This is a genomic window from Pseudoduganella dura (assembly GCF_009727155.1).
GTDB classification, from domain to species: Bacteria; Pseudomonadota; Gammaproteobacteria; order Burkholderiales; family Burkholderiaceae_D; genus Rugamonas; species Rugamonas dura.
The window spans coordinates 2,019,329-2,045,161 of sequence record NZ_WNWM01000002.1; the positions used below are offsets into that span (position 1 = coordinate 2,019,329).

Here is a 25,833-nt window from a genome sequence, read left to right on the forward strand (position 1 = left end):
GGAGCCTGTCACCGACTTTTTTGCAACTTTATTTCGCGAACCAGTGATTTCCTGGCAGCCATAGCTCAGCAGTGCGACGCCTGCCGTAGCAATTTGATAACCTTGCCGTTCAGCCTTAGCCGCATGGAGGAGATATGCAAGCCAGGCTCTACGGAATCATCGGCTGCATGCTGACGTTCGGCGTGGTGGCTGCCTGCTCGATCGACAGCACGCAAGCGGAAGCTGCCGGGCAAGCTGCGACGGGCAAGCCGCGCAAGACCAGCGCCGTCTATGCGCTGCGACAGGGCGAGAGCGTGATGCTGGCGCCCGGCACCCGCCTGAAGCTGGAACGGATCAACGACAGCCGCTGCAAGCAGGGCGCCGTCTGCGTGTGGGCCGGCTACATCAGCTACTCGTTCACGCTAACGAGCCCTCACGGCACGCGCAATTTCGTGCTGGCCGAGAACATGCCGAACGCCAAGCCCGTCGTCACGCAGGATGGCCTGACGTTCGCGCTGGAAAAACTGGAACCGCCCGAACCGCCCGCCCTGCACGCGCCGGCGCCGGATTATCGGGTAAGCTTGCGTGTATCGATAGCACAACCGGCACAACCGGCCCAACGGGCCCAGCCCGCCAAAACATGACCCAGCGTCTCGTCGCCACGATCCTCCTGACCGCCATCGGCACGGTCGCCATCGCGAAAACGCCGGTCGCCACCGGCACCGGCGGCGCAGTCGCCACGATCAGCGAGCAGGCGTCGCAATCGGCAATGGCGATCCTGAACCGGGGCGGCAATGCGATCGACGCGGCCGTGGCGGCCGCGGCCACGTTGGGCGTGACGGACCCGTTCAGCTGCGGCATCGGCGGCGGCGGCTTCATGGTGGTGTACCTGGCCAGGGAGAAGCGTGTGATCGCGATCGATCACCGCGAAACGGCGCCCGCCGCCTTCACGCCCGCGGTATTCCTCGACAACGGCAAGGAAATGGATTTCGAGACCGTGGTGGCCAGCGGCCAGTCGATTGGCGTGCCCGGCACCGTGCGCGGCTGGGATGAAGCGCTGCGTCGCTACGGCACGATGTCGTTCAAGGATGTGCTGGCCCCCGCGATCGACGTGGCCTCGAGAGGGTTCACGGTGACCGCAAACTTCAGCCGCCTGGTGGATGGCAACACGGAAAAATTCCGCCGTTTTCCCGCCACTGCGGCGTTGTACCTGAAGGATGGCAAGGCGCTGCCGCCCGGCACGCTGCTGAAGAATCCCGACCTGGCGCGCACTTACCGCACGCTGGCCAGGGGCGGCGCGAAGGCGTTCTATGAAGGGCCGCTGGCGCGCGCGATCGTCGATGCCGCGAGGCGCCCCGCTACCGCCCCCGGCATGACGGTACCCGGCGGCACGATGACGCTGGCCGATCTCGCCGACTACGAAGCGCGCATCCGCCAGCCGGTGCGCGGCACCTACCGCGGCTACGAGCTGTACGGCATGCCGCTGCCCAGCAGCGGCGGCGTGACCGCGTTCGAGGCGCTGAACATCCTGGAAGGCTGGAACCTGAAGGCGCTGCCGCGTGCGCAGGCCGAGCACCTGTACCTGGAAGCGAGCCGCCTCGCGTTTGCCGACCGCAACGCCTACCTGGCCGACCCCGAATACACCGATGCGCCGGTGGCTGGCCTGCTCAGCAAGGAGTACGCGGCGCAGCGCAGGAAGACGATCGATCCCGCGCGCGCCGCCGCCGGCCCCGTGCCGGCCGGCGATCCGTATCCGTTCCAGCAGGATGCCAGCGTGCCGCTGCGCCCCGCGACCGCGAAGCTGCAGCAGGAAAGCGCGCACACCACGCACCTGGCCGTCTCCGACAGCCAGGGCAATATCGTGTCGTACACGTTCACGATCGAATCGTGGGGCGGCAGCGGCATCGTGGTGCCCGGCCACGGCTTCCTGCTCAATAACGAGATGACCGATTTCGATTTTTCCGGCCCCGCACCGAACGTGCCGGAAGCGGGCAAGCGCCCGCGCAGCAGCATGGCGCCCACGATCGCGCTGAAGGATGGCAGGCCGGCGTTCACGATCGGCAGTCCGGGCGGCGCCACGATCATCACCACGGTGCTGCAGACGATCGTCAACCACGTCGACCTCGGCATGCGGATGGACCAGGCGGTCGACGCGCCCCGCCTGTCAGAGCGCAACGGCGCGGCAACGGACGTGGAGCCGGGTTTTGCCGGCAGTGCCCAGGCCACCGCGCTGGCGCCATTCGCGCAACGCTGGTCGAACCAGCCGGAAGAGATCGGCGCCGCCAACGCGCTGGTGTTCAACCAGGACGGCACGGTGACCGCCGTCAGCGAAGGCCATCGCCACGGTACCGGCAGCGCACTGGTGCAGAAAAAAGCGCACTGAGGCAGCCAGACCAGGGCAGCCGCGCCGGGCGGCTGGCCGATGCGGCCCGCTTCCGCCGGCCCTGTCGGCTTACATCGGGTCACAGTTGTTCACGCGGATTTACCCCTCCAGGGGGCCTTGCCACCTAGGCAGCGCTTGACATTGTCGCTACAATGAGAATCGTTCTCATTCTCATCGACAGGAAGCCATGCTGCCCCAGACCCTCTCCGTGCGCCCCACTCCCCTTGCCCTGGCCGCCGCGCTGCTGTGCGGCGCCGTCCAGGCAGCTCCGGACATCCCGGCGCCGGAAGAAGCCGAGCAGCAGATGCAGACGGTCGTCGTGCAGGGCACCGCGGCCGATGACAGCCACACCGCAAAAAGCAGCAAGGGTTCCGCGCGCCTCGACCTGTCGCTGCGCGAAACGCCGCAATCGGTGTCCGTGGTCACGCGCGCGAAGCTCGACGACTTCCAGCTCGATTCCGTCAACGACATGCTCGACACCGTGACCGGCGTCACCGTCGAGCGCGTCGAGAACGACCGCACGTACTATACGTCGCGCGGCTTCGATATCACCAACTTCCAGTACGACGGCGTGGGCACCCCGTTCGTATCCGGCCTCGTGACGGGCGATTTCGACACGGTGATCTATGACCGCGTGGACGTGGTACGCGGGGCCAACGGGCTGATGTCTGCCACCGGCAATCCGTCCGCCACCGTCAACTTCATCCGCAAGCGCCCGACGATCCCGTTCCAGGCATCGGCCAACGTCACCTACGGCTCGTGGGCCACGAAACGCGCGGAAGCCGACATCTCCGGCGCGCTGAACGAGGAAGGCACGATCTCGGCCCGCATCGTCGGCGCCTACGAGGACGGCGATTCGTACATCGACCGCTATTCCTCGAAGAAGAAGGTGTTCTACGGCGTGGTCGAAGCGAAGCTGACGGACGACACCACGCTCACCGTGGGCCACTCCAGCCAGATCAACGACACGAAAGGCGGCATGTGGGGCGCGCTGCCGCTGTACTACACCGACCTGACGCCGACCGACCTGCCGACCGGTTATTCGACAGCCGCCGACTGGGCGCGCAACCACGTCAGCGACCAGCGCACGTTCGCCGAACTCGTCCACCAGTTCGGTAACGGCTGGCGCGCACAGGCCACCGCCACGCGCTCCACCACCAGGTCCGACGGTAAACTGTTCTATACCTACGGCACGCCGGACCGCGCCACGGGCCTCGGGTTGAAATCCTACCCGTCGCTGTATGCATCGGACCTCGAACAGAACCTGCTCGACGCCTCGGCCACCGGCCAGGTCACGCTGGGCGGCCGCAAGCACGACCTGACATTCGGCGCCAACTGGTCGCGCTCCACGCTCGACGATGTGTCGCACTACGGCCAGGGCATCGGCACCGGCCTGGTGTCGCTGGACCAGTGGACCGGCGCGTACACCGAGCCCACGTTCGACGCTTCGACCGACGGCAGTTCGTATGTCGACAAGCGCAGGTCCGTTTACGCGGCCGCGCGCTTCAACCTCGCCGATCCGCTGAACCTGATCACCGGCGTCACGTACACGAAGGCCGACAGCACCGGCACCGCGTACGGCGTGACCCGCTTCAAGTCCGCCTCGAAGGCCACGCCGTACGTGGGCCTGACCTATGACCTGACGCCGGCGCTGACCGCGTACACCAGCTACACGGAGATCTTCAATCCGCAGAGCGAGACCGATGTCAACGGCGTCACGCTCGATCCGATGGACGGCAAGACGGTCGAGGCGGGCCTGAAAGGCGAATGGTTCGACGGCAGGCTGAACGCCGCCGCCTCGGTGTACAAGACCAGGCAATTGAACACCGCCGAGCAGGTCGGCCAGACGGGCACCAAGGCCTACTATCGCGGCATCGATGCCGAATCGAAGGGCATCGAATTCGACCTGTCCGGCGAAGTGGCCAAGGGGTTGCAGGCCAGCGCCGGCTTCTCCGTGATGAACCTGGAAGACGACGCCGGCAACGCCGCCAAGACGTACATGCCGCGCCGCCTGCTGCGCCTGTCCACCACGTACCAGTTGCCGATGCTGCCGCAGCTGCGCGTCGGCGCCACCGCCAACTGGCAGGACGATATCTACCGCAACGAGGCCGACGGCGCCGTGATCCGCCAGCCGTCGTACGCCACGCTGGGGCTGATGGGACGGTACGACATCAACCGGCAACTGTCGGTGGCCGTCAACGTCAACAACGTGACGGACAAGAAGTACCTGACCAGCCTGTACTGGAGCCAGAGCTACTACGCGGCGCCGCGCAATGCCAGCGTGACGCTGAACTGGAAGTACTGAGCCGGCGACTCATTCACGCTTCATCCACGTCTCATCCATTCCTGGCGCGCAGGTCGGGCGGGGCTTCGGCCCGCTCGTGCATGCCGTAATCGCGCATCACGGCGGCGATGCGCAAACGATAATCCGCGAACAGCGCATCGCGCCCCGCCTTCTGCGCGGCACGGTGCGCCTCGATATCGCGCCACTGTTCCAGCGCCGACTCGTCGCGGAACACCGACAGCGACAGCAGCTTGCCGGGATCGGCCAGGCTCTGGAAGCGCTCGACGGAGATGAAGCCGTCGATCCTCTCCAGCAGCGGCCGCAGCGACGCGGCGCGATCGAGATAGGCCTGCCTGTGTTCCGGATGCGGCGTCACTTCGAAAATCACGGCGATCATGTTGCCTCCTGCTCATCGATAAAGTGCGGCATGCGGGCGTTGACCGATGGCCGGTAGCGCCAGGCCACGCGGGACAGCGGCCGCAGCGCCGGCAATACGTGCAAGGCCTGCGCGACGATCGCTCGTGCCGTCGCGTGGCCGGGGCACGCATGGCGGCCATGCCCGAAGCCGGCCGTGTCCCTCCCCCGTACACCGGCAAGGACGAGCAGGAACGCCTGTCCGGCCGGCACCCGCACGCCGGCGATCGTCACGTCGCGCGCGGCGAAGCGGCGCGTGTTGTGGATCGCCGGATCGCGTGCCATCACGTCCACCACCAGTTCCGCCGGACCGGCAGCCGCGCCGCGCAGGCGGGCGACAATGCAATTGCCGAGCAGCCCCGCCGTGGCTTCATGCGTCTGCGTCATCAGTCCGGCCAGGTTGGCGAGCATCGTGTGCTCGTCCGGCCATGGGGCCTGCACCAGCGCAGCCAGCAGCGCCGTCCGTGGCCCGCATTGCACGAGCCGCCGCAAGGCATCGAGCAATGCCTGTGCCGCCACCGCCCCCGCCGCGAGTTCGGCGGCTGTGGCCAGCGGCGACAGGCATGCGACAAACCGGCCCACCGCTGCCGCGACATCCGGCAACTGCTCATCCGCAAAGCCCAGCAGGCTCGCCACCGTTTGCACCGGTACGCCGCACACGAACGCGTTCAGTGCGGCGGCATCGTCGACGGCATGCGCCGCGCCGGCGGCAATATGGGCCGCAATCCTGGCGGCAACCGTGCCCGCACGTTCAGCCACCTGCGCTGGCGGCAGGCGCGCCAGTGCGCCTTGCAGCGAAGCCTTCGGCGCCGCGTGACGCGCGCCGTCGTTCATCCGCACCAGTGCACCGAACAGTCGCGCCGCCGCCCCGGCCAGTGCCGCCGGCACCGGCTCATGCACCGGCCGCACGCCGCAATCCGGATGCGCCAGCACTTCGCGCACCGTGGCAGGATGCGCCACCACCCAAAGGCGCAGCCGTTCGTCGCGGCGCGGCGCCTCGTGTTCCGCCAGGGCCGCGTAATACGGATACGGGTCCGGGTGCGTGACGGCGGCCACGGCGTCGGCCGGCCAGTGATCGGTGTGCATGCTGCTCCTTTGCTTGATTGAACGGATGCAGTATCCTGAAAAACCCCCAGCGATACTTCGACGGAGACCGAACCATGGATGCAGCACGCTCGCACGCCGATACCGATACCGATTCCGATACCGACGGGCGCCTGGCCCGCATCGCCGCCGCCATTGCGGAACCGGCCCGCACGCGCATGCTGTGCAGCCTGCTGGACGGCCATGCGCGCACCAGCACCGAACTGTCGGCGGTGGCCGGCGTCAGCCCGTCGACCGCCAGCGCGCACCTGGCCCGGCTGCAGGAGGACGGCCTGCTGCGGCAGCTCGCGCAGGGCCGGCACCGCTATTACAGCCTGGCCGGCGGCGAAGTGGCCGCCGCGCTGGAAGCGCTGCTCGTCGTTGCGGGGGTACGGCGCGCACCGTTCCAGCCGCGCACGCCCGATCGCCTGCGCGAAGCCCGCACCTGCTACGACCACATGGCCGGCACCGTGGCCGTGGCACTGAACGATGGCTTCGTGGCGGCGGGCTGGCTGGCCGAACACGACGGCGAATACATCTTGTCGGCGGAAGGCGAGGAACGGTTCGCGGCGCTGGGGCTGGACATTCCCGCGCTGCGCCGCCAGCGCCGCCGCTTCGCCTGCCCGTGCCTGGACTGGAGCGAACGCCGGCCGCACCTGGGCGGCGCGCTGGGCGCCGCGTTGCTGGCGCTGGCACTGCGGCAAGGCTGGGTCGAGCAGGACCTCGACAGCCGCGCCCTGGCCGTGCCGCCGGCGGGCCGGCGCCGCATGCAGGCCGCGCTGGGCCAACTGGACGCGCTGTAGATAGCAGCGTGAATCGCAGCGTGAATCGAAGCCTAAATCGCAGGTGCAGGAATAAGCACGGATTAAGACTCGCGCCCGATGATGGAATTCCACAACCATTTCCAGGGAAGAGTCGACATGAAAGAAGCCATCCGTGCCAACAAGGGTTTCATCGCGTTCCTGCTGCTGTTCGGCATCTTCCGCACCGCGGTGGCGGACTGGAACCCGATCCCGTCCGCTTCCATGCGCCCCAATCTGCTCGAGGGCGACGTGGTGTTCGTCAACCGCCTTGCCTACGACGTCAAGGTTCCGCTGACCGATATTTCGCTGGCGCGCACCGGCGAGCCGCAAAGGGGCGACGTGGTCACGTTCTCGTCGCCGAAGGACGGCACCCGGCTGATCAAGCGCATCGCCGCGCTACCCGGCGACACGGTCGAGATGCGCGGCGAACGGCTGCTGATCAACGGCCGCCAGGCCGCCTACACGGTGCTGGGCAACGGCACCGAACATATCGACGCGCTGGGCGACCTGGCGGCGCTGCACCTGCGCGAGCATAGCGGCGATGCCGACTACCGTATCCAGGTGCTGCCGCAGGTCAGCGCGATGCGCGACTTCGGCCCGGTGCAGGTACCGCGCGACAGTTACCTGATGCTGGGGGACAACCGCGACAACAGCGGCGATTCGCGCGTGTTCGGCACGGTACCGCGCGCGCTGCTGATCGGCCGCGCCGAACGCATCCTCGTTTCCGCCGACATCAAGGGCAACTGGCAACCGCGCACGGACCGTATCGGCATGAGCCTGCGCCAGGAGTAATGCCGGCGTTGGCGCGCGCACTTGCGTCAATGTTAAGATCGGCGCTCCCCAGCTGAACGGCGAGCGACATGATCGAATTCGATGGCCTGGCCAAGCGCTACGGCGCTTATGAAGCGGTGCGGCCCCTGACCCTCGCGGTGCGGCGCGGCGAGGTATTCGGCTTTCTCGGCCCGAACGGCGCCGGCAAGACGACCACGATCCGGATGATGATGGGCATCCTCGTGCCCAGCGCGGGCCGGGTGCTGGTCGACGGCCTCGATTGCCATGCGGGCGCCGCCGAAGTGAAGCGCCATGTCGGTTACCTGCCCGACAATCCCATCTTCTACGATTACCTGCGCGGCCGCGAGATCCTGCAATTCGTCGGCGAAATGCACGGCCTGCCGCGGCATGCCGCCGCCACCCGCGCCGAAGGGTTGCTGGCCGAATTCGGGCTCGACGACGTGTCCGAGGAATTCGCCGTGAACTATTCGATGGGCATGAAGAAGAAGCTGGGGCTGGCATGCGCGCTGGTGCACGACCCGGCCGTGCTGATCCTCGACGAGCCGATCAACGGCCTGGACCCGCGTGCCGCGCGCGACGTGCAGGAACTGCTGATAGGCCGCGCGGCCGCCGGCAAGACCATCTTCGTCTCCACCCACCTGCTGGACATGGCGCAGCGCATGTGCGACCGGGTGGGGATCATCCACCGCGGCACGCTGGTGGCGACCGGCGCGCTCGACGAGCTGCGCGACGACGGCGATACGTCGCTCGAGGAAGTGTTCCTGCGGTTGACGGACGAAACGGACAAAGTGGCGCCGCAATGAACGGCCACCCGCCCGTGGGCACCGTGCGCGCCGCCTGGCTGCTGGCCCGGCTGCGGCTGCGCCGCCTGCTGAACCTGGCCACCGTGTCCCTGCGGCGCAAGCCCGGCGCCGGCCGCGCCGCCACCGCCGGCAAGCGCCGCGGCCGCTGGATCCTGCCGCTGGTGATGGCGCTGATGATGACGCTGGCGTTCTCGCACCTGTCGCACCAGATCGTCGTAAACCTGCATTGCGAGCTGACACCGGGCGATGTGTGCGCCGGCCAGGTCGATGCGGCCGGCCGCGAGCGCGTGGCCACGGACGACATGCGCGAAGCTCCCTTCACTTCCGGACTGGCGCGCGGGCTGGCGATGGAACTGTGGCTGCTCTGGCTCGTGGCATTGCTGGTGCCCCTCGGCAGCCGCGAACTGGCGCAGCCGGACTGGGACCTGGAATGGCTGGTCACGCTGCCGGTGCGCCGCAAGGGGCTGCTGTGGGCACGCGTACTGGAACGCACGGTCACCAACCCCACGGGCTGGCTGGTGCTGTGGCCGGCCGCGCTGATGATCGGCTGGCATGCCGGGCTGGACTGGACGGCGCCGCTGGCTGCCACGGTGGCGGCGCTGGCCCTGCTGGCGCTGGCCGCGGCAGTGCGCACGCTGGTCGATACGGGCCTGCGGCTGTCGCTGCCGCCGTCGCAGCTGCGCAACCTGCAGGCGGCGATCTCGGTGGCGGCGATGCCGCTGATTTACCTCGTCATCGCGCTGTCGACCGGCGCCAACGGCATGACCATGGGCTGGGCGCGCGCGTGGCCGGCGTGGACATTATGGACTCCGCCCGGCCTCGTGGTGCAGTGGCTCGATGCCCGCGCCGCGCCGGCGGCGATCGGCTTCGGCGCGCTGCTGGCGCTGCAGGCGGCGCTGTTGCTGGCGGCCGCCCTGGCGCTGCTGGAGCGCCAGTTGTCGACCGGGGTGGTGGCCGCCAGCTCGCGCGAGGCGGCACGGGCGCAGCGGCCACCGCCCGCGACCCGGCGCGCCCTGCCCGGTACCGCGCTGCAGCGGCGCGAATTGCAACTGCTGGCGCGCGATCGCACATTCCTCGTGCAGAGCCTCGTGGTGCCGCTGGTGATCATCGGCAGCCAGCTGTTCTTCACGGGCCGGATGGATGCGATGACGGAACTGGCCACGGACGGCGCGCTGCTGGCATCGATCGCGTTCGGGCTGGGCAGCTACGTGCTGCTGCTGTCGGCATTCCAGACGATCAACACGGAAGGCCAGTCGCTGTGGCTGCTGTACACCTTCCCCGCCACGCTGGAGCGGATGCTGCTGGAAAAGGCCCGCTTGTGGGCGGCGCTGGCGATGGTCTATCCCGCCGCCGTGTTCGCGGTCGGCATCGGCCTGGGGCCGGCCATCGATGTCGACCTGATTGCGCGGATCGCCCTGGTGGCGCTCGGCGTTCCGGTGTTCGCGCTGATCGCGGTGGCGCTGGGCGTCTTCGCTTCGGATCCGCTGGCGCAGGAAGCCGGGGCGCGCGTGCGGCCCACGTACGTGTACCTGTATTCGGTGCTCGCGGCGCTGTACGGCTACGCGTTGTACACCACCGAGTGGGCGCACCGCGCGGCCGTGGTGGTGCTCCTGGCCGGGCTGGCGCTGGCGCTGTGGCAAAAGGCACGCGACCACCTGCCCTATCTGCTGGACCCGACGTCGGCGTCGCCGCCGCGCGTCTCCGCGGCGGACGCCATGATTGCCGCGCTGCTGTTCTTTGCCGCGCAGGTGATCGCGCTCGCCGTCATCCACCGTGGCGGCGGCCTGCCTTCGCTGTCGGAGCTGGCGCTGGCACTGGCGATCAGCGGCGCCACCGTGTGGGCGCTGATGCGCTTCGTGTACTGGCGCATGGGCACGAACGGCGTGCCCGTGTTCCGCCACGGGCCGGTGCTGCCGGCCGTGCTGGCCGGCGCCACGTGGGCGGTGCCGGCCATCGCGGCCGGCGTGCTGTGGCTGCTGGTGGTGCGTCACTTCGGCCTCGGCCAGCTGAAGCCGGACGGCGCCATCGCGCTGCCGCTGCTGCTGGCCATCGCGTGCGTGGCCGCGCCGTTCTCCGAGGAATTCATCTTTCGCGGCCTGCTGTTCGGCGGCCTGCGCCGCTCGCTGCCCTTCATGGCGGCAGCCGTGGCCAGCGCGGCGCTGTTCGCCGTCGTGCATCCGCCGTTGTCGATGCTGCCGGTGTTCGTGCTGGGCCTGTGCACCGCGTGCGCCTACGGGCGCAATGGCGGCCTGCTGGCCCCGGTGGTCACGCACGCGCTGTACAACGGGGTGATGATCTTCATCCAGGCCTGAACGGCCGGGGCGCGGCTACAGCAGGCGCTGCGGGAACAGCGCGCCGATCGCCCACAGCGTCAGTGCGCCCAGCGCGCTGACGGCGGCCGTCACCACCACGATCATCAGCGGCAGGTGGTGCTCGGCCAGCTCATCGGCCAGCACGATCGTGCCCAGCGCCACGATCAATTGAAGCGGCACGATGACGCGCAGGCGCCGCGGCGCCAGCGGATAGCCGCGCCGGTACAGGTTGCGCGCAACGAGTACCACCGGCCCGCACAGCACGGCCAGGAACACGGCGACGATCAGGATCAGTTGCAGCAGGCGCATTCTTGGTCATTCCTGGAAAATTGTCAGCATACTGCAGCCACCCGCCAGTAATGCAGGAATATTTCTGGGCAAAAAAAGCGGTGGCCGGAAACCGGACCACCGCGAAGGGAAGCGCGCCATGGGGCAGGCGCAGGTGAAACTCGGTACATGCTGCATGTTCGTGCACGGCGGCGCGGGGCCGCCGTGGCTCACTTGCGGCGCTGCTTCTACAGCCACTGCATTGCAGCGCTGCGGTTGCGGCGCTTGTTACAGGTGCGGTGCGACTTGCGGCAGCAGCTCTTCGAAGGTGCGGCCGGTGCCGTTTTCGCCGATCGCGTGCATTTTCCATTCGCCGTTGTGGCGGTACAGCTTGGCCATGATCTGGGCGCTGTGCGAGCCCTGCACGGACAGGTCGAAACGCGCCACTTCCTTGCCGTTGTTGGCATTCAGCAGGCGGCAATACGCGTTCTGCACTTGCGCGAAGCTCTGGCCGGTGAAACTGTTCACGGTGAACACGATGCTCTTCACGTTGGCGGGCACCTGCGCCAGGCTGACGCTGATCTGCTCGTCGTCGCCATCGCCGGCGCCGGTGCGGTTGTCGCCCGAGTGCACCACGCTGCCGTCGCGGCTTTTCAGCTGGCGGAACCAGATCGTGTCCACCGGCTTGTTGGCCTCGTCGAACAGCAGGCACGATGCGTCGAGGTCGATGTCGGCGCTCTTCGCGCCGAAGCCCAGGAAGCCCTTGCTCTTCACGGAATCCCAGCCCAGGCCCATCGTCACATGCGTGAGCGCGCCGCCGGCTTCCTTGTCCAGAGAGATCTTCTGGCCCTTCGTCAAATTCACTGACATCACATACTCCTTCTCAATGCCGGCGGCTGAAAGGCCGCCGGCAGCCATGCGTTTTACTGAAGACTCAAACGGACACGCCGTAGCTCGTTGCCAGGGCGGCCAGGCCGCCCTGGAAGCCCTGGCCCACGGCGCGGAACTTCCAGTCGGTGCCGCTGCGATACAGCTCGCCGAACACCATCGCCGTTTCCGTCGAGCTGTCTTCGGACAGGTCGTAGCGCGCCACTTCCTGGCCGTTGGCGCTGTTCACGCAGCGCACGAAGGCCTTCTGCACCTGGCCGAAGTTCTGGCGGCGGCTCTCGGCATCGTGGATCGTCACGCAGACGGCCACGCGGTCGACATCGGCCGGCACTTTCGTCAGGTCGACGTTCACCGTCTCGTCGTCGCCGGAACCTTCGCCGGTGCGGTTGTCGCCCGAGTGCACGATGGCGCCGTCGGTGGACTTCAGGTTGTTGTAGAAGATGAAGTCCTGATCGCTGCGCACCTTGCCATCCGTTTTCAGGATGAACGCCGAACTGTCGATGTCGAATGCCGCGCCGTCGGTGTTGCGCACGTCCCAGCCCAGGCCGATGGTCAGTTGCGACAGACCGGGAGCTTCCTTGCTCAGGTTGACGTTACCGCCTTTTTGCAGACTGATTGCCATGATCGATTACTCCTTCGTTGATTGAGACACCTTGCTTGCATACGCAGCGCGACTGGTGTCATGTAGCGCGCCGCGATTCCTTGTGGAGGGAGCTTACCCCCTCCTGCCCTCACGCCATGGCGAGGGCCGCCTGCCGTTTCCGGTACTGCAGCGAAGACCACACCGAGGCCGCGATGAAGGCCACGCCGATCAGGCCGGTGAAGATCTCGGGTACATGGAACTTCATGCTCGCCAGCATGATCACGGCCAGGATGCCGATCGCATAGTGGGCGCCATGCTCCAGGTACACATACGCATCGAGCGTGCCCTTCTCCACCAGGTACACCGTCATCGAGCGCACGAACATCGCGCCGATCGCCAGGCCCACCATGATGATGACCACGTCCTTCGTGATGGCGAACGCGCCGATCACGCCGTCGAAGCTGAACGATGCGTCGAGCACTTCCAGGTACAGGAAGCCGCCGATACCGCCGCGCTTGACCATCTCGCCCACGCCGCTGTCGCCTTCCTCGCCCGCTTCCAGGTAGCTCGACAGCGCATCGACACCAACGTAGATCAGCAGGCCCCACAAGCCGGACAGCAGCACCGCCAGCTTCTGGCCTTCGCCCACCAGCGACATGCAGCCCAGCAGCGTGCCCAGCGCCACGATGATCGAGATCGACGAGATCTTGCCCAGCGAACCGAGTTTCTTCTCGAAGTTGCCCAGCCAGTGCGTTTCCTTTTCATGGTCGAGCACGAAGTTCAGGAACACCATCAGCAGGAAGATGCCGCCGAAAGCCGCCACTTCGGCATGGTGCTCGGTCAGGTGGCGCGAATATTCGTCCGGGTTGTTCAGCGCCAGCGTCCACACCTCCGTCAGGCCGATGTCGGCCGCCACGGCCACGATCACCAGCGGGAACAGCAGCCGCATGCCGAACACGGCGATGATGATGCCCACGCCCAGGAACAGCTTGCGCCAGAAGTCGTCCCACGTCTTCAGCACCGAGGCGTTGACCACCGCGTTGTCGAACGACAGCGAGATTTCCATCACCGCGAGAATGACGGCAACGCCCAGTGCGGACAGCGCGCCCGCGATGCCTGCGTTCCGGTAACCCCACCACCCGGCGATCGCCAGGCAGAGGGCCGTTACCAGGAATGAGATCCTGAAATGTTTCATCGGATACTTCTTTCTTTATTGATCAATGTCACGCAGTGTAGAGAAAACCATCGATTAGAAAAATAGTAGATTCTGTGAACCTGACTTCGTAAAAACCGAAGCATCAGCTTCCATCGGGCAAGCCATCAGGGCAGTTGCGCCGCCCCCGGCACCTCGGCGGCAAGGCCCGCCGTCGCGACGTGCGTGCCGAAATGCCGGGCGCGGGCGATCACGGCGTTGGCCCAGTTGCGGTGCGTGGCCACTTCGCACATCGAATCGTCCATCCTGAACACGGCGGGCGCGTCGCGCTCCAGGATGCGCTGCGCCATTGCCACCTCGGTGGGTTGTACGCGGAAATGCTGCTCGATCAACTCGATCTGTGAAGGGTGGATCGCCGTCTTGCCCACCATCCCGTAGGCGATGTCCTGCTGCACTTCCTGCGCCAGCAGCGCCGGGCAATCCAGGTGCTCGAACACCGGCGACGTCAAGCGGAAGCCATGCGGCCGGAACGTCGTCACCAGGCTGGCGATCACGGGCCCCAGCGGCGACTGGTAGATGGTCATGTCGCGCGACCGGCGCAGCCCCAGCAGCGCCAGCAGGTCGTTGCCGCCGATCCGCAGCGCCAGGATGCGGTGCGCCACGTCCGGTGCCGCCAGGCGCAGGCGCATCGCGCGCATTTCCGCCGGGTCGAACACTTCGGCCGTTTCCAGCGTGGGCATCAGCAGGTGGCGGGTATCGGCCAGCGGACCCAGGTAGTCGTCCAGGTTGTCGCGCGTGGCCTTGGGAATCACGAAACCGGTCAGTTTCCCGGCGCCGTTCATCGCGAGCACGCGTTTCAGCACCTCGGCGTTGCGCACGCGCACGAAGCGGTCGAGCCGCGCGTCCGGGTGCATCGTCTCCAGCGTATCGGCAAGGCAGGCCAGTGCGAATTCGAGTTCGCGTTCGGCCACCGCGTCTTCCGTGCAGAAGATCACCGACCGCAGCGACGCCATCCGCTCGCCGTTCGCGATGCCGGGCAGGTGCTTGTGGGTCGCCGGCACATACAGCGATGCGCCTATGGGTTTGTCATGCATCGCTTCCCCTCCTGATCAGTGAAACGCCCTGGTAGGGCAATGTCCGGTCGACCACGACCGGCACTTCTTTTTCGTGCGCGAGCAAATTCAGGTGCGCCACGTCGGCCGCTTCGCGGTCGCGCAGGATGAGCAGCCGCGGCACGCGCCGCAACAGCACGCGCGTGGCTTCGCCGATCCCCGGCTTGATCAGGTTGATGTCGGCGATGTCGTAGCGCTGCGCCAGCGCGGCCAGGCAGGCGCGCGACGTGGCCGCGGCACGCTCCCTGTCGAGGGGCACCGCGGCGGGCACACCGCTTGCCGCGATGTCCAGCGCGGCGGGCACACCGCTTGCCGCGATGTCCAGCGCGGCGGCGGCGATGTCGTCGGCGAAGGCGCGCGACCGGTCGTGCGCGGCGAGTTCCCCGTAGACCACGCAGCCATGGAAATCTTCCGGCCCGATGTCGCCATTGACCACGGTACGGCTGACCAGGCCCGATACGGTGGCATTCAGGATGCTCGACGGGATCAGGTAATCGTCCGCCGAGCTGGCGCAGGCGGCGGCGCCGGCCAGGTCCGACAGCACGAACAGGCCGCTGTCGATCGCCACGCCGTACCGCGCGTTGAACAGTCCGACGGACCGCTCCAGCTCGCGGGCGATCACGCCCTTGCCGGTCCAGCCGTCGACGAACACGATCGATTCCGGCGCATGCCGCGCCACGATCGTGCGCAGCGCGACCTCGTCGATCCCCCGGTCGCGGATGATCGATACCGAATAATGCACGACCTCGCGCCGCAGCACGCCATCCAGCAGGCGCCTGACGATCACGCCGACCGGCGTGCCGGCCCGCGCCAGCGACACCAGCGTGACCGGGCCGGCCCGGCGCGCGGCGATCAGGTGTGCAAGGCGCAGGCAATCGTGCGCCATCCGCGCGCGGTTGGCATGGCATGCGGCGTCGAACAGGGCCAGGTGCCGGCTGGACGGCGGCGACTCAGCCGACAGCATTTCGCTGTAGTGCCTGCGGCCCGACTGGATCAATGCCTCCTTCTCCCGTACCGACACGAAGGCACGGCCGGGCAGCCGCTTGAGCAGGAAGCGCACGTCGTCCTGCCGGTAGCTCCCCGAAAATCCCGCGGACGCGCCCGCATTGGCCATGGTCATAGCGCGCCCACCGTCAGTGCCGACAACTGCGTGCCGTTCGGGATGATGGCGTAATCGCAGGCCGCCATGAAGCGGGCGTCGGAGCGGCTGTCGCCCATGCCGAACGTCATGATCTCGCCATGCTCGTCGCGCAGCCGGGCTTGCAGGTATTCCACCGCGCGGGCCTTGTTCAGCCGTTTCGGCAGCACCGCCAGGTTGTTGCCGTTGCGGTGCAGGCAGAAGTCGCCGCCCTGCCCGGCGAGCCATGGCGCCACGGCCTCGCGTTCGATCGCGTCGAGCCGTGCCATGTCCCGCTCCGGGTCCTTCACGTTCACATAGAACGGCAGGCCGAGATCCTCCACCAGCCGCGCCCGCGCCGGCATGCCGGCCCGTCGCGCGTAGTCGTCGATCACGGCCAGCACCTGCCGCAGGCCAGGCAAGGCGGTGGCCATGTCGTCGCGCATGCGCGCCAGCCACACGGGGTCCGGCTGCCCGTCGGGCGCCAGGATGATGCCGCCGAAGTCGACGATCCGGTAGTGCGTGAACGGATAATCCACGCGCGCCAGCCCGTCGCGATCGCGCGCCGTGGTCGGGATCAGCGTCATGCCCTGGCCGACCATGGCGAGAAAGGCGCGCTGCCGCCCGTTGGTGTACGAGTTTGCCGAGCCATCCTTCAGGAACGCGATCGGGCGCAGCTCATCGCGGGTATCGCACTTGCGCAGCGAATGGAACAGCGTGTCGTCCAGGTCGACAAACAGGAACTTGTTCACGACGCGGCTCCATCGGCGACGTCGACCTGCCGGCCGGACCGGAAATGCACCAGCCGGCCGCCGACCTGCGCGGCCAGGTCGCGCAACGCGTCGTTTGCGGGGGTTTCATGGCAGACGAACACGTGCGCGTACTGTCCGGGCAGCAGGTTGTAGACGTAATTGGCGATGCCTTCGCCGTAATTGTCGGCAAACGCCAGCCGGCTGCCGATCGCGCCCCATTCGAGGATCGGCGAACGGGTGGTCGACTGCACGCGGACGTCGATGCCGCGCTCTTCCAGCGCGCGCGCCAGCAGGAACGGCGCATGCATGAATTCGCCCGTGCCGAGAACGAGCACGCGTTCGCCCGGAGCGGCCATCGACGCCAGCGTGTCGACGGTTGCCGCCGGGACGGTCAAGGATTGCGACAATCCCGCGCGGCCGAAGGCACCGCCGACAGCGACGCCGCCCGCCGCGCCGACCACCTGCGCCGGCGCCGTTTCCGGAAAGCTTTCCCCGGCGGTGAATTCGAAGCTGCCGTTCAGCGCCGCACCGTGCGACACCGGCAGGCCGATGCCGCCGGCCAGCGCATTGGCCGCCTGCGCGCCCATGAAATTGGTGAGCGTGGCCAGGTGCACGTGTTCCAGCGCCGGATTGAGCGTGCGGCAGGCCGCCGCCAGGTTGCGGAACGTGGTGCCGGTGCTGGCTTCGTCATCGACCAGCACGAGCGTGCGGGCGCGCAGGAACAGGGCGTGCAGCGCCGGGTCGGCGGGCAGGTGCAGGAACTGGCGCGGCGCATGGCTGTGCGGTTCGGCGAATTCGATCAGGGGCGCGCCCTCGATCCGGTAGCGCGTGGTGTGCAGGAACAGCGCCTCGTGTTCCGGGGCGCGCCGCAGGTGGGCCTCGAACACGCCCTGCCCGAGGCCGATCGCCGTCTCGGCCAGCGCGATGAACACCGCGGGGCCGGGTAGGCCGGGGGGCAGCTGCGCGGCCAGCGCATCGTGCAGCCCGGCCATCACGCCGGGCCGCGACGGCCAGTGCTTGCCGAGCACCTTGCTGACGAACAGGAAGCCGCGCTTGGCATTGGCGCGCGCGCCGAAGCCGAGCAAAGCGTCCAGCGGATAGGCGGGCAGGCTGGCCGCCGCATCGGTGGACACCCGCAACACGCCGGTCGGCATGGCGACCTCGCGGAAATCGCCCGCACGCTTGCCGAGTTCGTCGTCCATGCAGCGGTCGTTCATTGCATGCCCTCCAGTTCGATGGCATGCGACCACTCGCCGACACGAACGCCCGCGCGCACCGCCGGAATTTCCAGCTGCCCGTAGCCCCGGTCGAACCCGGCCAGTGCCAGGTACGGCAGCGCGGGCCCGGCCATGCAGGCCATGCCGACGCCGCCGGACATGCGCGGATTGATTTCCAGCAGCCGCATCTGCCCGCCGCTTTCGCGGAACTGCACGTTGAACACGCCGTTCAGGCAGTACGCGGCGGCCAGCCGCGCCACGGCGTCGAGGATCACGGGCTGCGGATCGATGACCTGGCCGGTCCCCTCCTTCGCCAGCTTGCGGCGCGGTACCGCGCAGACGAGACGGCCGTCGTCGGCCACGCAGTCGACACTGTATTCCAGGCCTTCGAGGAACTCCATCAGCAGCATCGTGCGGAACTTTTCCAGCCCGGCCAGGCCGGCGCGCAGGTCCTTCAGGCCGATCTGGTACTGGTCGCCGGCCATCAGGATCTGCGCGCTGCTGCGTTCCTCGTCCAGTTCGGCGAAGCCCAGACCGTACACGGACTTCGACGGCTTGACGCACAGCTTCGGGTACTTCGCGCGCAGCGCGGCATGGCCGGCATCGAACTCCGCCAGCGTGGTGAACGGCACGGTTTCCGGCGGTGCCGCGATGGGCAATTCCACGGTTGCGTAGAACTGCGCCTTGTCGTGCAGCAGCGCCAGCACTTCGGGACTGGCCACGGCCAGCACCCGGGTGCCGATCGCGGCGAAGCGCTCCCTGGCACCGCTGACCAGGGCCGCCTCGCGATGGGGAACGAAGATGCCGATATCCCACCGCTGGCAGAATTCGAGGCACCATTCCAGGTAGTCATTGCCGCTGACGGGCGGCTCCAGCTCGAACTGGTGGGCCGCATGGGCGGCGACCGTCTTGCTGCCCGCCGAGTACACCAGGTGGTAGCGCCCGGCGCTGTCGTACTGCCGGATCAGGGTCATCGCGTTGTAGATCGATGAAAATGTTCTGTTGTACCAGACTCGCATATGCCCTCGTTGGCGTAAATATTGGTGTAGACAAGCAACCGGCAGGCCGCGCGGCGCGGCCTGCCGGAATATCGAAAGCGGTGGCCGGTTGCCCGGGCCACCGCAAGGCAGCGCGCCATGGGACAGGCGCGGGTCGAACACGGTATCTGTTGCGTGTCTCTGCGCGGCGGCCCGGGACCGCCGCGACGTCGCACTACCACGCTGCTGTTACAGCCCTTCATTCGCAGCAGCGCTTTCCTTACAGGTGCGGCGCGACCTGCGGCAGCAATTCCTCGAACGTGCGGCCGTTGCCGTTTTCGCCGATCGCGTGCATCTTCCATTCGCCGCCGTGGCGATACAGCTTGGCCATGATCTGGGCATTGTGCGAACCCTGCACGGACAGGTCGAAACGCGCCACTTCCTTGCCGTTGGCCGCGTTGACCAGCCGGCAGTAGGCGTTCTGCACTTGCGCAAAGCTCTGGCCGGTGAAGCTGTTCACGGTGAACACAATGCTCTTCACGCTGGCCGGTACCTGCGCCAGGTTGACGCTGATCTGCTCGTCGTCGCCGTCGCCCGCGCCGGTGCGGTTGTCGCCGGAGTGCATCACGCTGCCGTCGCGGCTTTTCAGCTGGCGGAACCACACCACGTCCACCGGCTTGTTGGCCTCGTCGAACAGCAGGCACGACGCATCCAGGTCGATGTCGGCGCTCTTGCTGCCGAAACCGAGGAAACCCTTGCTCTTCACGGCATCCCAGCCCAGCCCCATCGACACCTGCGACAGCGCGCCGCCGGCTTCCTTGTCCAGAGAGATCTTCTGGCCCTTCGTCAGATTGACCGACATGTCATCCTCCTCGTCATTGCGCTCACCGATGGATTCACCGGTGAGCTCCCTGCCATGTTTGTTACTGCGGCTTGCTGCTCGACAGCCAGGACAGGAATGCCGCGCGGCTGCGCGAGCACACCACGACCTTGCCGTTGCCGGAGAAGCGCAGCACCATCCCTTCGCCGCTCGTCACGCTGTTGACCAGGTTGCCCAGGAAACCGGCGCTGCGGTTGGTCGACACCGAGATCTCGTAGCGCAGCGAGCTGTCCCAGCACACCACGTGCGAGTTGTCGATCGTGATGTCCTTGCCGGCTACCACGTCCAGCGTGGCCACCGAGCCGAAGCCCGATACCACCAGCTGGCCGTTGCCGGCAGTCTCCGTGATGAAGAAGCCGCCGGTCTGGCCGAACAGCGCGGTGCCCACGTTCTGGGTGCGCACCTTCAGGTCAACGCTCGAGGTGGCCGCCACGAACGCGCCGTCGCTGATCATGTACTGGCGCTGGCCCACGTCGAGCACCTGCATCGCGCCCGGCAGCGTGGGCGACAGCAGGCAATCGCCATCGCCCTTGACGGCCTCGATGTGCTGCTGGAAGAACGATTCGCCGTTGGCGAAGGTGCGCATCAGCGCCGCCCCCAGCCCGCCGTTCATCTTGCCTTTCAGCTCGAGGGCCGACTCCATCATCACCATGGCGTTCGATTCGCAATAGATCTTCTCGCCATGGCGCAGGGAGACGTGCAGGAACGGATCCTCTTCGCCGGTAATGGAAAAGACAGGCATGCTTACACCGCCACGCCGTAGCTGGTGGCCAGCGCGGCCAGGCCGCCCTTGTAGCCCTGGCCGACGGCGCGGAATTTCCAGTCGCTGCCGTTGCGATACAGTTCGCCGAACACCATCGCCGTTTCCGTCGAGCTGTCTTCGGACAGGTCGTAGCGCGCCACTTCCTGGTTGTTGGCGCTGTTCACGCAGCGCACGAAGGCCTTCTGCACCTGGCCGAAATTCTGGCGGCGCGCTTCGGCATCGTGGATCGTCACGCAGACGGCGATCTTGTCCACATCGGCGGGAACCCGGGCCAGGTCCACCTGCACGGATTCGTCATCGCCCTCGCCCTCGCCGGTGCGGTTGTCCCCGGAGTGCACGATTGACCCATCGGTGGACTTCAGGTTGTTGTAGAAGATGAAGTCCTGGTCGCTGCGCACCTTGCCGTCGGCTTTCAGCAGGAAGACCGAACTGTCGATGTCGAATGCCGCGCCGTCGGTGTTGCGCACATCCCAGCCCAGGCCGATGGTCAGTTGCGACAGACCGGGGGCTTCCTTGCTCAGGTTGACGTTGCCGCCTTTTTGCAGACTGATTGCCATGATCGATTACTCCTTGAAATAAAAGACACCCTTCTTCCCGACACGGCGCATCGGTGTCGTGCGTGCGCCGCGGTTCTTGCGGGGAACCCCCGCCTGGTTCTACTTAGTTTGCCACCAAGTTTGCCACTTATTTACTTGTTTTTCCCTTAAATCCCCAATCCCGTCATACGATGGCTGCGGCTTGCTGCCATTTACGGCAGCAAGCCGGTGGCCATCCGGGGCGGCGATGAAGGCCACGCCGGCCACGCCTGCCAGCCTCGTATGCGATAGGGGCCGTCCTGTAACGATCAATTGTCTGTTTGATCAATGTCACGTAGTGTAGAGGAAGGCTTCCAATTGAAAAATAGAAGATAATGTGAACTTTACTGCGTAAAACCCGAACCATGAAAACCAGCGGCATCAATTTCCGCCACCTGTATTTCTTTCGCGTGGTGGCCGCGGAAGGCAGCGTGACGCGTGCAGCCGAGCGCCTGGGACTGGCGATCCAGACCGTCAGCGCGCAGTTGTCCGCGCTCGAGCAATCGGTGGGCAAGCAGCTCCTGACGCAGCAGGGCCGCCGCCTGGTGCCCACCGAAGCCGGCCGCGTCGCGCTGACCTATGCCGAGCAGATCTTCGAGCTGGGCGACCGCATGCAGGAAGCGTTGAACGAGGCCGATGCGGGCCGCACCCGGCTGACGGTGGGCATCTCCGATTCGCTGCCCAAGCTGATCGCCTACCGCCTGCTGCGCGCGGCCTTCGACATGAAAGTGCCGGTCAAGCTGGTGTGCGTGGAGCGCGAGTTCGAATCGCTGCTGGCCGATCTGGCGCTGCACAAGCTGGACGTGGTGCTGACCGACCGTTCGGTGCGCGCCTCGGCCAGCCTGCGCGTGTACAACCACCTGCTGGGTGAAAGCGAGATGCTGTTGTTCGGTACACCCGAGCTGGCGCACCGGTATGGCCGCGAGTTCCCCGCCACACTGAACGGCGCGCCGCTGCTGCTGCCGACGCGGAACAACGCGCTGCGCGGCCGCATCGACGAATGGCTGCTCAAGCACGACGTGCGGCCGGACGTGGTGGGCGAATTCGAGGACAACGCCATGCTGACCACCTTCGCGCGCGACGGCCTGGGCCTGTTCTTCGCCCACGCCAGCCTGGAGAAGGATATCGAACTGCAATACGGCGCGATCCCCGCCGGCACGGCCACCGAACTGCGCGAACAGTTCTATGCGATCTCGAGCGAGCGGCGCATCAAGCATCCGGCGGTGGAAGCGATCATGGCGGCGAACACGGGGCTGTTCACGGTGTAAGGGGTGCAAGGGCGCACCCCGCGCCGCCCCGGAATTGCGCCGCTTCGGTCCGGGTCGGATAAGATGTATGTTTTAACTACCCGCTTCGATGAATTCCGCACCATTGCGCGCCATGCCGCGCGGTGACGAAAGCAGTCGAAGTGCGTCCTATGCATAATCTACTGCTGGTCCTCCTTGCCTTCTTCCTCGTCGCACTGAACGGTTTTTTCGTTGCCGCCGAATTCGGCATCGTGACACTGCGCCGCACCCGCGTGCGCGCCATCGCGAAAACACAGGGGCTCAGGGGCCGCATCCTCGAAAAAGTCCATGGCCAGCTCGATGCTTACCTGTCCGCCTGCCAGCTGGGCATCACGCTGGCCTCGCTGGGCCTCGGCTGGATCGGCGAACCGGCGTTTGCCGGGCTGCTCGAACCGCTGCTGTTCGGTATCGGCATCACGTCCAACGAGGTGGTGCACGGCATTTCGTTCATCTTTGCCTTCGTCACGATCTCGTTCCTGCACATCGTCGTGGGCGAGCTGGCGCCCAAGTCGCTGGCCATCCGCGTGCCCGAAGCGGTCGCCGTGTGGTGCGCGCTGCCGCTGTACGGCTTCTACTGGGCGATGTACCCGGCGATCTGGGTGCTGAACAAGAGCGCCAACATGGTGCTCCATCTCGCCGGCCTGCGCGGCACGGGCGGCCACGACTCGCATTATTCGACGGACGAACTGAAGCTGATCCTGCGCACCAGCCAGCCCGGCGAGAAATTCAACAAGGACGAGCGCAACATCCTCGCCAACACGCTCGATTTCTCGCAGCTGCGCGTATCGGACCTGATGCGGCCCATCAACGAGGTGATCGCGCTGCACGCTTCCCGCCCGCTGACGGCGAACCTGGAAACCGTGGTGCGCAACCGCTTCTCGCGCTACCCGTATTTCGACGAGGACGGCAACTCGGTGCTGGGCGTGGTGCACCTGAAGGACCTGTTCTTCGCGCAGCAGTCCGGCAAGCCGATCACCACGTTTACGCCGTTCCTGCGGCCGGTGGAGACGATTTCCGCGCGCACGCCGGCAATCGAGCTGTTCCGCCGTTTCCGCGAGGGTGCGCCGCACTTCGCGCTGATCGGCGAAAAGGGCAAGCGCCCGGTGGGCTTCCTGACGCTGGACAACCTGCTCGGCGCGATGGTCGGCGAGATCCACGATGAATTCCGCCTGAACGAAAACGACTGGCTCAAGCAGGAGGACGGCGCGCTGATCGGCAAGGCCAGCCTGCCGATCTTCTCGCTGGAGCGGATGCTGGGCATCGACATCGAAAACGAGGAACTGGGCCTGGACGAGGTGGAATCGGTGGGCGGCCTGATCATGCTGAAGCTGGGCGACATCCCGAAACAGGGGCAGCGCGTGAGCTTCAACGCATTCGACCTGGTGGTGCGCAAGATGAACGGCCCGCGCATCCTGCTGGTGAAAGTCATCCCGCGCACGGGCCGCACGTCAGAGGACGAGCAGGACTGACGTTGCATTCCATATAATGGGGTCTTTCACCCGCCGTGGAGGACCCGCATGCCCCGTCTCCGATTCATTCTCCCTGCCCTGCTGCTGGCCGCCGCCGCGTCGGCGCACGCCGCGCCGCAATACGTGGAAGTGGGCACGCCGCTGCCGCGCTTCCACCTGCTGAAGGAAGGCAGCCACCGTTACCTGCGCTACCTCCGCTCCGCCGACGGCAATACCGCCCTCGACATCTGGCAGCGCGACATCCACTTCGACGGCAAACAGATGCAGATCCGGCAGCGCTGGGACGCGGTCGGCAAGGCGCCTTCCGTGAAACGCCTCGAATCCACGTTCGAGGCCGGCACCTTTCGCCCGTACACGCACGTGCGCATCACGGAAAAGGATGGCAGGAAGACCGTGGAAGGCTTTGCGTTCGCCGCCGGCAAGATCACCGGCATGGCCGAGCTGCAGGACAACACGCAGAAGAACCTGGCGGTGGAATCGAAGGAAGCGGCGTTCAACTTCGAGGCCGACATGGAACTGCTCCAGGCGCTGCCGCTGGCCGACGGCTACGAGGCCCAACTGGTGTTCTACCATGCCGGCGGCGCCGCCGCCCCGGCGCGGTATACCTTCAGGGTGGCCGGCAGCGAAGCGATCGCCGGCCCCGCCGGCCCGGTCGACTGCTGGATCGTCACCACCGACTACAACGTGCCGGGCAGCCTGTCGAAATTCTGGTACGCCAAGGGCACACAGCTGATGGTGAAGCAGGAGAGCCCGTTGCCGGATGGGCGCACGCTGGTCAAGACGCTGTTGAACTGAGTGTGGCTGTCGAGGACTTCGGTGTCGGACACCGGTCCTCGCGCACGGCACGTTGTTCCTATGGCGCCGCCTCGCCCTGTTCGTGCTCCGGCCGGTGCGGGCTGACCGGGTTGACATTGGTCCAGTTGCGCAGCAGGCCGAGGGCCACGGCGAGCAGGGTCGGGCCGATGAACAGGCCGACGAAGCCGAAGGCGATCACGCCCCCCATCACCCCCAGCAACACGAGCAGGAACGGCAGGCTGGAGCCGCGGCTGATCAGCATCGGCTTGACGACGTTGTCGACGCCGCTGATCAGGAACACGCCCCACACCGCCATGAAGATCGCCCAGCCGGTGCTGCCCTGGTAGAACAGCCAGATCGCGGCGCCGCCCCAGATCAGCGGCGGGCCCACGGGAATCAGCGAGAACAGGAACGTGGCCACGGCCAGCAGCGCGACGGCCGGCACGCCGGCAATCATGAAGCCGGCGGCGGCGACAAAGGCCTGCGCCAGCGCGGTGCCCAGCAAGCCGTACATCACGCCGCGTACCGTGCGGCTGACGGTATCGGCCACTTCGGGCGCATGCTCGCCCATGATCTTGCCCATGCCGATCGACAGCGCCCTGAGCAGCGTATCGCCATCGCGGTACAGGAAGAAGCTGACGAAGGCGGCCAGGCTCACCTGCGCCACCCCGCTGCCCAGCACGAGGCCGCCGCCCAGCAGGAAGTGGCGTGCCGGTTCCATGAAGCGCTTGGCGGTGTCGATCAGCTGCTCGCGGCTGCTGATCAGGTTCTGCACATAGTGGTAGGCCGTCTCGCCGATGACCGGGATGCCGCGCAGCCAGTCGGGCGCGACCATCGTGCCGGATGCCAGCGCGTCGCGCAGCGCGCGGTAGACATTGCCGGCATTGTCCGCCACGTTCCATGTGACGAGCGCCAACGGCAGGATGATCAGCAGGATCAGCGACACCGTCATCACGGTGGCGGCGAGCGTGCGCCGGCCGCGCAGGCGGTGCAGCAGCCGCTGGAACATCGGCCAGCTGGAAATCGTGATCGCGCAGGCGAACAGCACGGCGGGCAGGAACGGCCGCAGCACCCACAGGCAGCCGATGACGAGGAACACGATCGCCGCGAGGCGGGTATAGGGTTGAAAGCGTTTTTCCATGCGGC

25 protein-coding genes are annotated in these 25,833 nt (G+C 66.9%); 10 read left to right on the plus strand and 15 right to left on the minus strand.

The genetic code is table 11. The features are described from left to right. Positions 1-134: 134 nt before the first annotated feature. The 3 genes from GJV26_RS08835 to GJV26_RS08845 all read left to right on the plus strand — a co-directional run bounded on the left by GJV26_RS08835 (position 135) and on the right by GJV26_RS08845 (position 4,667). Complete coding sequence (locus GJV26_RS08835; protein WP_155708500.1) at positions 135-623, plus strand: hypothetical protein; 489 nt, start codon at positions 135-137, stop codon at positions 621-623. Next, a complete protein-coding gene (ggt, locus tag GJV26_RS08840) occupies positions 620-2,362 on the plus strand; it encodes a gamma-glutamyltransferase (protein WP_155708501.1) in 1,743 nt (580 codons plus the stop codon). The genes GJV26_RS08835 and ggt overlap by 4 nt, the downstream gene beginning before the upstream one ends. A gap of 187 nt (positions 2,363-2,549) precedes the next feature. Further along, positions 2,550-4,667: a TonB-dependent siderophore receptor gene (locus tag GJV26_RS08845; protein ID WP_155708502.1), complete on the plus strand. Its 2,118-nt coding sequence runs from the start codon at positions 2,550-2,552 to the stop codon at positions 4,665-4,667. 31 nt (positions 4,668-4,698) lie between these two features. Here the strand turns inward: GJV26_RS08845 and GJV26_RS08850 are convergent, their stop codons facing one another. Next, entirely contained in the window at positions 4,699-5,043 is a 345-nt protein-coding gene (locus GJV26_RS08850) for an antibiotic biosynthesis monooxygenase family protein (RefSeq protein WP_155708503.1), read from the minus strand. Further along, the gene (locus tag GJV26_RS08855) at positions 5,040-6,146 is read right to left on the minus strand and encodes a cytochrome P450 family protein (RefSeq protein ID WP_155708504.1); all 1,107 of its coding nucleotides are present in this window, start codon (positions 6,144-6,146) and stop codon (positions 5,040-5,042) included. The genes GJV26_RS08850 and GJV26_RS08855 overlap by 4 nt, the downstream gene beginning before the upstream one ends. A 74-nt stretch (positions 6,147-6,220) precedes the next feature. Between GJV26_RS08855 and GJV26_RS08860 the strand changes: the two genes are divergently transcribed. From GJV26_RS08860 to GJV26_RS08875, 4 genes are all read left to right on the plus strand, one after another. Continuing rightward, positions 6,221-6,946, plus strand: coding sequence for a helix-turn-helix domain-containing protein (locus GJV26_RS08860; protein ID WP_155708505.1), 726 nt, complete (start codon positions 6,221-6,223; stop codon positions 6,944-6,946). 117 nt (positions 6,947-7,063) lie between these two features. Further along, entirely contained in the window at positions 7,064-7,738 is a 675-nt protein-coding gene (gene lepB, locus GJV26_RS08865) for a signal peptidase I (RefSeq protein WP_155708506.1), read from the plus strand. 68 nt (positions 7,739-7,806) lie between these two features. After that, entirely contained in the window at positions 7,807-8,541 is a 735-nt protein-coding gene (locus tag GJV26_RS08870; RefSeq protein ID WP_155708507.1) for an ABC transporter ATP-binding protein, read from the plus strand. Next, positions 8,538-10,853: a type II CAAX endopeptidase family protein gene (locus GJV26_RS08875; protein ID WP_155708508.1), complete on the plus strand. Its 2,316-nt coding sequence runs from the start codon at positions 8,538-8,540 to the stop codon at positions 10,851-10,853. The genes GJV26_RS08870 and GJV26_RS08875 overlap by 4 nt, the downstream gene beginning before the upstream one ends. Before the next feature lie 15 nt (positions 10,854-10,868). On the opposite strand, the gene GJV26_RS08880 is transcribed toward GJV26_RS08875, so the two are convergent. From GJV26_RS08880 to GJV26_RS08935, 12 genes are all read right to left on the minus strand, one after another. Beyond that, complete coding sequence (locus GJV26_RS08880) at positions 10,869-11,162, minus strand: hypothetical protein (protein WP_155708509.1); 294 nt, start codon at positions 11,160-11,162, stop codon at positions 10,869-10,871. A gap of 246 nt (positions 11,163-11,408) precedes the next feature. Further along, the gene (locus GJV26_RS08885; protein WP_155708510.1) at positions 11,409-11,990 is read right to left on the minus strand and encodes a TerD family protein; all 582 of its coding nucleotides are present in this window, start codon (positions 11,988-11,990) and stop codon (positions 11,409-11,411) included. Positions 11,991-12,054: 64 nt separating this feature from the next. After that, positions 12,055-12,630 carry a TerD family protein gene (locus tag GJV26_RS08890; protein WP_155708511.1) on the minus strand — a complete coding sequence of 192 codons (576 nt, stop codon included), beginning with the start codon at positions 12,628-12,630 and terminating at the stop codon, positions 12,055-12,057. A 109-nt stretch (positions 12,631-12,739) separates the two neighbouring features. Further along, entirely contained in the window at positions 12,740-13,786 is a 1,047-nt protein-coding gene (locus tag GJV26_RS08895; RefSeq protein WP_155708512.1) for a DUF475 domain-containing protein, read from the minus strand. Between the two features lie 125 nt (positions 13,787-13,911). Continuing rightward, positions 13,912-14,838, minus strand: coding sequence for an HpcH/HpaI aldolase/citrate lyase family protein (locus GJV26_RS08900; protein ID WP_155708513.1), 927 nt, complete (start codon positions 14,836-14,838; stop codon positions 13,912-13,914). Continuing rightward, entirely contained in the window at positions 14,831-15,976 is a 1,146-nt protein-coding gene (locus tag GJV26_RS08905; RefSeq protein WP_229419229.1) for a cysteine protease StiP family protein, read from the minus strand. The genes GJV26_RS08900 and GJV26_RS08905 overlap by 8 nt, the downstream gene beginning before the upstream one ends. After that, positions 15,973-16,725 carry an HAD family hydrolase gene (locus GJV26_RS08910; protein WP_189442029.1) on the minus strand — a complete coding sequence of 251 codons (753 nt, stop codon included), beginning with the start codon at positions 16,723-16,725 and terminating at the stop codon, positions 15,973-15,975. The genes GJV26_RS08905 and GJV26_RS08910 overlap by 4 nt, the downstream gene beginning before the upstream one ends. Further along, on the minus strand, positions 16,722-17,942 hold the full coding sequence (locus GJV26_RS08915; protein WP_229419230.1) for a phosphoribosyltransferase domain-containing protein: 1,221 nt from the start codon (positions 17,940-17,942) through the stop codon (positions 16,722-16,724). The genes GJV26_RS08910 and GJV26_RS08915 overlap by 4 nt, the downstream gene beginning before the upstream one ends. Beyond that, complete coding sequence (locus GJV26_RS08920; protein WP_155708514.1) at positions 17,939-18,961, minus strand: ATP-grasp domain-containing protein; 1,023 nt, start codon at positions 18,959-18,961, stop codon at positions 17,939-17,941. Before GJV26_RS08920 ends, GJV26_RS08915 begins: the two co-directional genes overlap by 4 nt. A gap of 238 nt (positions 18,962-19,199) precedes the next feature. Further along, complete coding sequence (locus GJV26_RS08925; protein WP_155708515.1) at positions 19,200-19,781, minus strand: TerD family protein; 582 nt, start codon at positions 19,779-19,781, stop codon at positions 19,200-19,202. A 61-nt stretch (positions 19,782-19,842) separates the two neighbouring features. Then, positions 19,843-20,541, minus strand: a complete 699-nt coding sequence (locus GJV26_RS08930) for a TIGR00266 family protein (protein ID WP_155708516.1) — start codon at positions 20,539-20,541, stop codon at positions 19,843-19,845. A 2-nt stretch (positions 20,542-20,543) separates the two neighbouring features. Then, positions 20,544-21,119 carry a TerD family protein gene (locus tag GJV26_RS08935; protein ID WP_155708517.1) on the minus strand — a complete coding sequence of 192 codons (576 nt, stop codon included), beginning with the start codon at positions 21,117-21,119 and terminating at the stop codon, positions 20,544-20,546. 383 nt (positions 21,120-21,502) lie between these two features. On the opposite strand from GJV26_RS08935, the gene GJV26_RS08940 reads away from it, so the two are divergent. The 3 genes from GJV26_RS08940 to GJV26_RS08950 all read left to right on the plus strand — a co-directional run bounded on the left by GJV26_RS08940 (position 21,503) and on the right by GJV26_RS08950 (position 24,687). Continuing rightward, the gene (locus GJV26_RS08940; RefSeq protein ID WP_155708518.1) at positions 21,503-22,405 is read left to right on the plus strand and encodes a LysR family transcriptional regulator; all 903 of its coding nucleotides are present in this window, start codon (positions 21,503-21,505) and stop codon (positions 22,403-22,405) included. A gap of 149 nt (positions 22,406-22,554) precedes the next feature. Next, entirely contained in the window at positions 22,555-23,892 is a 1,338-nt protein-coding gene (locus GJV26_RS08945) for a hemolysin family protein (RefSeq protein WP_155708519.1), read from the plus strand. Positions 23,893-23,940: 48 nt separating this feature from the next. Continuing rightward, a complete protein-coding gene (locus GJV26_RS08950; RefSeq protein ID WP_155708520.1) occupies positions 23,941-24,687 on the plus strand; it encodes a DUF3108 domain-containing protein in 747 nt (248 codons plus the stop codon). A gap of 58 nt (positions 24,688-24,745) precedes the next feature. Here GJV26_RS08950 and GJV26_RS08955 read toward each other — a convergent pair whose 3' ends face one another. Further along, positions 24,746-25,828: an AI-2E family transporter gene (locus GJV26_RS08955; RefSeq protein ID WP_155708521.1), complete on the minus strand. Its 1,083-nt coding sequence runs from the start codon at positions 25,826-25,828 to the stop codon at positions 24,746-24,748. Between the last annotated feature and the right edge of the window lie 5 nt (positions 25,829-25,833).

Excerpts from the sequence above, each read along its gene's own strand:
- GJV26_RS08835 (WP_155708500.1), top strand. The coding sequence starts at position 135 with ATGCAAGCCAGGCTCTACGGAATCATCGGCTGCATGCTGACGTTCGGC.
- ggt (WP_155708501.1), top strand. The coding sequence starts at position 620 with ATGACCCAGCGTCTCGTCGCCACGATCCTCCTGACCGCCATCGGCACG.
- GJV26_RS08845 (WP_155708502.1), top strand. The coding sequence starts at position 2,550 with ATGCTGCCCCAGACCCTCTCCGTGCGCCCCACTCCCCTTGCCCTGGCC.
- GJV26_RS08850 (WP_155708503.1), bottom strand. The coding sequence starts at position 5,043 with ATGATCGCCGTGATTTTCGAAGTGACGCCGCATCCGGAACACAGGCAG.
- GJV26_RS08855 (WP_155708504.1), bottom strand. The coding sequence starts at position 6,146 with ATGCACACCGATCACTGGCCGGCCGACGCCGTGGCCGCCGTCACGCAC.
- GJV26_RS08860 (WP_155708505.1), top strand. The coding sequence starts at position 6,221 with ATGGATGCAGCACGCTCGCACGCCGATACCGATACCGATTCCGATACC.
- lepB (WP_155708506.1), top strand. The coding sequence starts at position 7,064 with ATGAAAGAAGCCATCCGTGCCAACAAGGGTTTCATCGCGTTCCTGCTG.
- GJV26_RS08870 (WP_155708507.1), top strand. The coding sequence starts at position 7,807 with ATGATCGAATTCGATGGCCTGGCCAAGCGCTACGGCGCTTATGAAGCG.
- GJV26_RS08875 (WP_155708508.1), top strand. The coding sequence starts at position 8,538 with ATGAACGGCCACCCGCCCGTGGGCACCGTGCGCGCCGCCTGGCTGCTG.
- GJV26_RS08880 (WP_155708509.1), bottom strand. The coding sequence starts at position 11,162 with ATGCGCCTGCTGCAACTGATCCTGATCGTCGCCGTGTTCCTGGCCGTG.
- GJV26_RS08885 (WP_155708510.1), bottom strand. The coding sequence starts at position 11,990 with ATGTCAGTGAATTTGACGAAGGGCCAGAAGATCTCTCTGGACAAGGAA.
- GJV26_RS08890 (WP_155708511.1), bottom strand. The coding sequence starts at position 12,630 with ATGGCAATCAGTCTGCAAAAAGGCGGTAACGTCAACCTGAGCAAGGAA.
- GJV26_RS08895 (WP_155708512.1), bottom strand. The coding sequence starts at position 13,786 with ATGAAACATTTCAGGATCTCATTCCTGGTAACGGCCCTCTGCCTGGCG.
- GJV26_RS08900 (WP_155708513.1), bottom strand. The coding sequence starts at position 14,838 with ATGCATGACAAACCCATAGGCGCATCGCTGTATGTGCCGGCGACCCAC.
- GJV26_RS08905 (WP_229419229.1), bottom strand. The coding sequence starts at position 15,976 with ATGACCATGGCCAATGCGGGCGCGTCCGCGGGATTTTCGGGGAGCTAC.
- GJV26_RS08915 (WP_229419230.1), bottom strand. The coding sequence starts at position 17,942 with ATGAACGACCGCTGCATGGACGACGAACTCGGCAAGCGTGCGGGCGAT.
- GJV26_RS08920 (WP_155708514.1), bottom strand. The coding sequence starts at position 18,961 with ATGCGAGTCTGGTACAACAGAACATTTTCATCGATCTACAACGCGATG.
- GJV26_RS08925 (WP_155708515.1), bottom strand. The coding sequence starts at position 19,781 with ATGTCGGTCAATCTGACGAAGGGCCAGAAGATCTCTCTGGACAAGGAA.
- GJV26_RS08930 (WP_155708516.1), bottom strand. The coding sequence starts at position 20,541 with ATGCCTGTCTTTTCCATTACCGGCGAAGAGGATCCGTTCCTGCACGTC.
- GJV26_RS08935 (WP_155708517.1), bottom strand. The coding sequence starts at position 21,119 with ATGGCAATCAGTCTGCAAAAAGGCGGCAACGTCAACCTGAGCAAGGAA.
- GJV26_RS08940 (WP_155708518.1), top strand. The coding sequence starts at position 21,503 with ATGAAAACCAGCGGCATCAATTTCCGCCACCTGTATTTCTTTCGCGTG.
- GJV26_RS08945 (WP_155708519.1), top strand. The coding sequence starts at position 22,555 with ATGCATAATCTACTGCTGGTCCTCCTTGCCTTCTTCCTCGTCGCACTG.
- GJV26_RS08950 (WP_155708520.1), top strand. The coding sequence starts at position 23,941 with ATGCCCCGTCTCCGATTCATTCTCCCTGCCCTGCTGCTGGCCGCCGCC.
- GJV26_RS08955 (WP_155708521.1), bottom strand. The coding sequence starts at position 25,828 with ATGGAAAAACGCTTTCAACCCTATACCCGCCTCGCGGCGATCGTGTTC.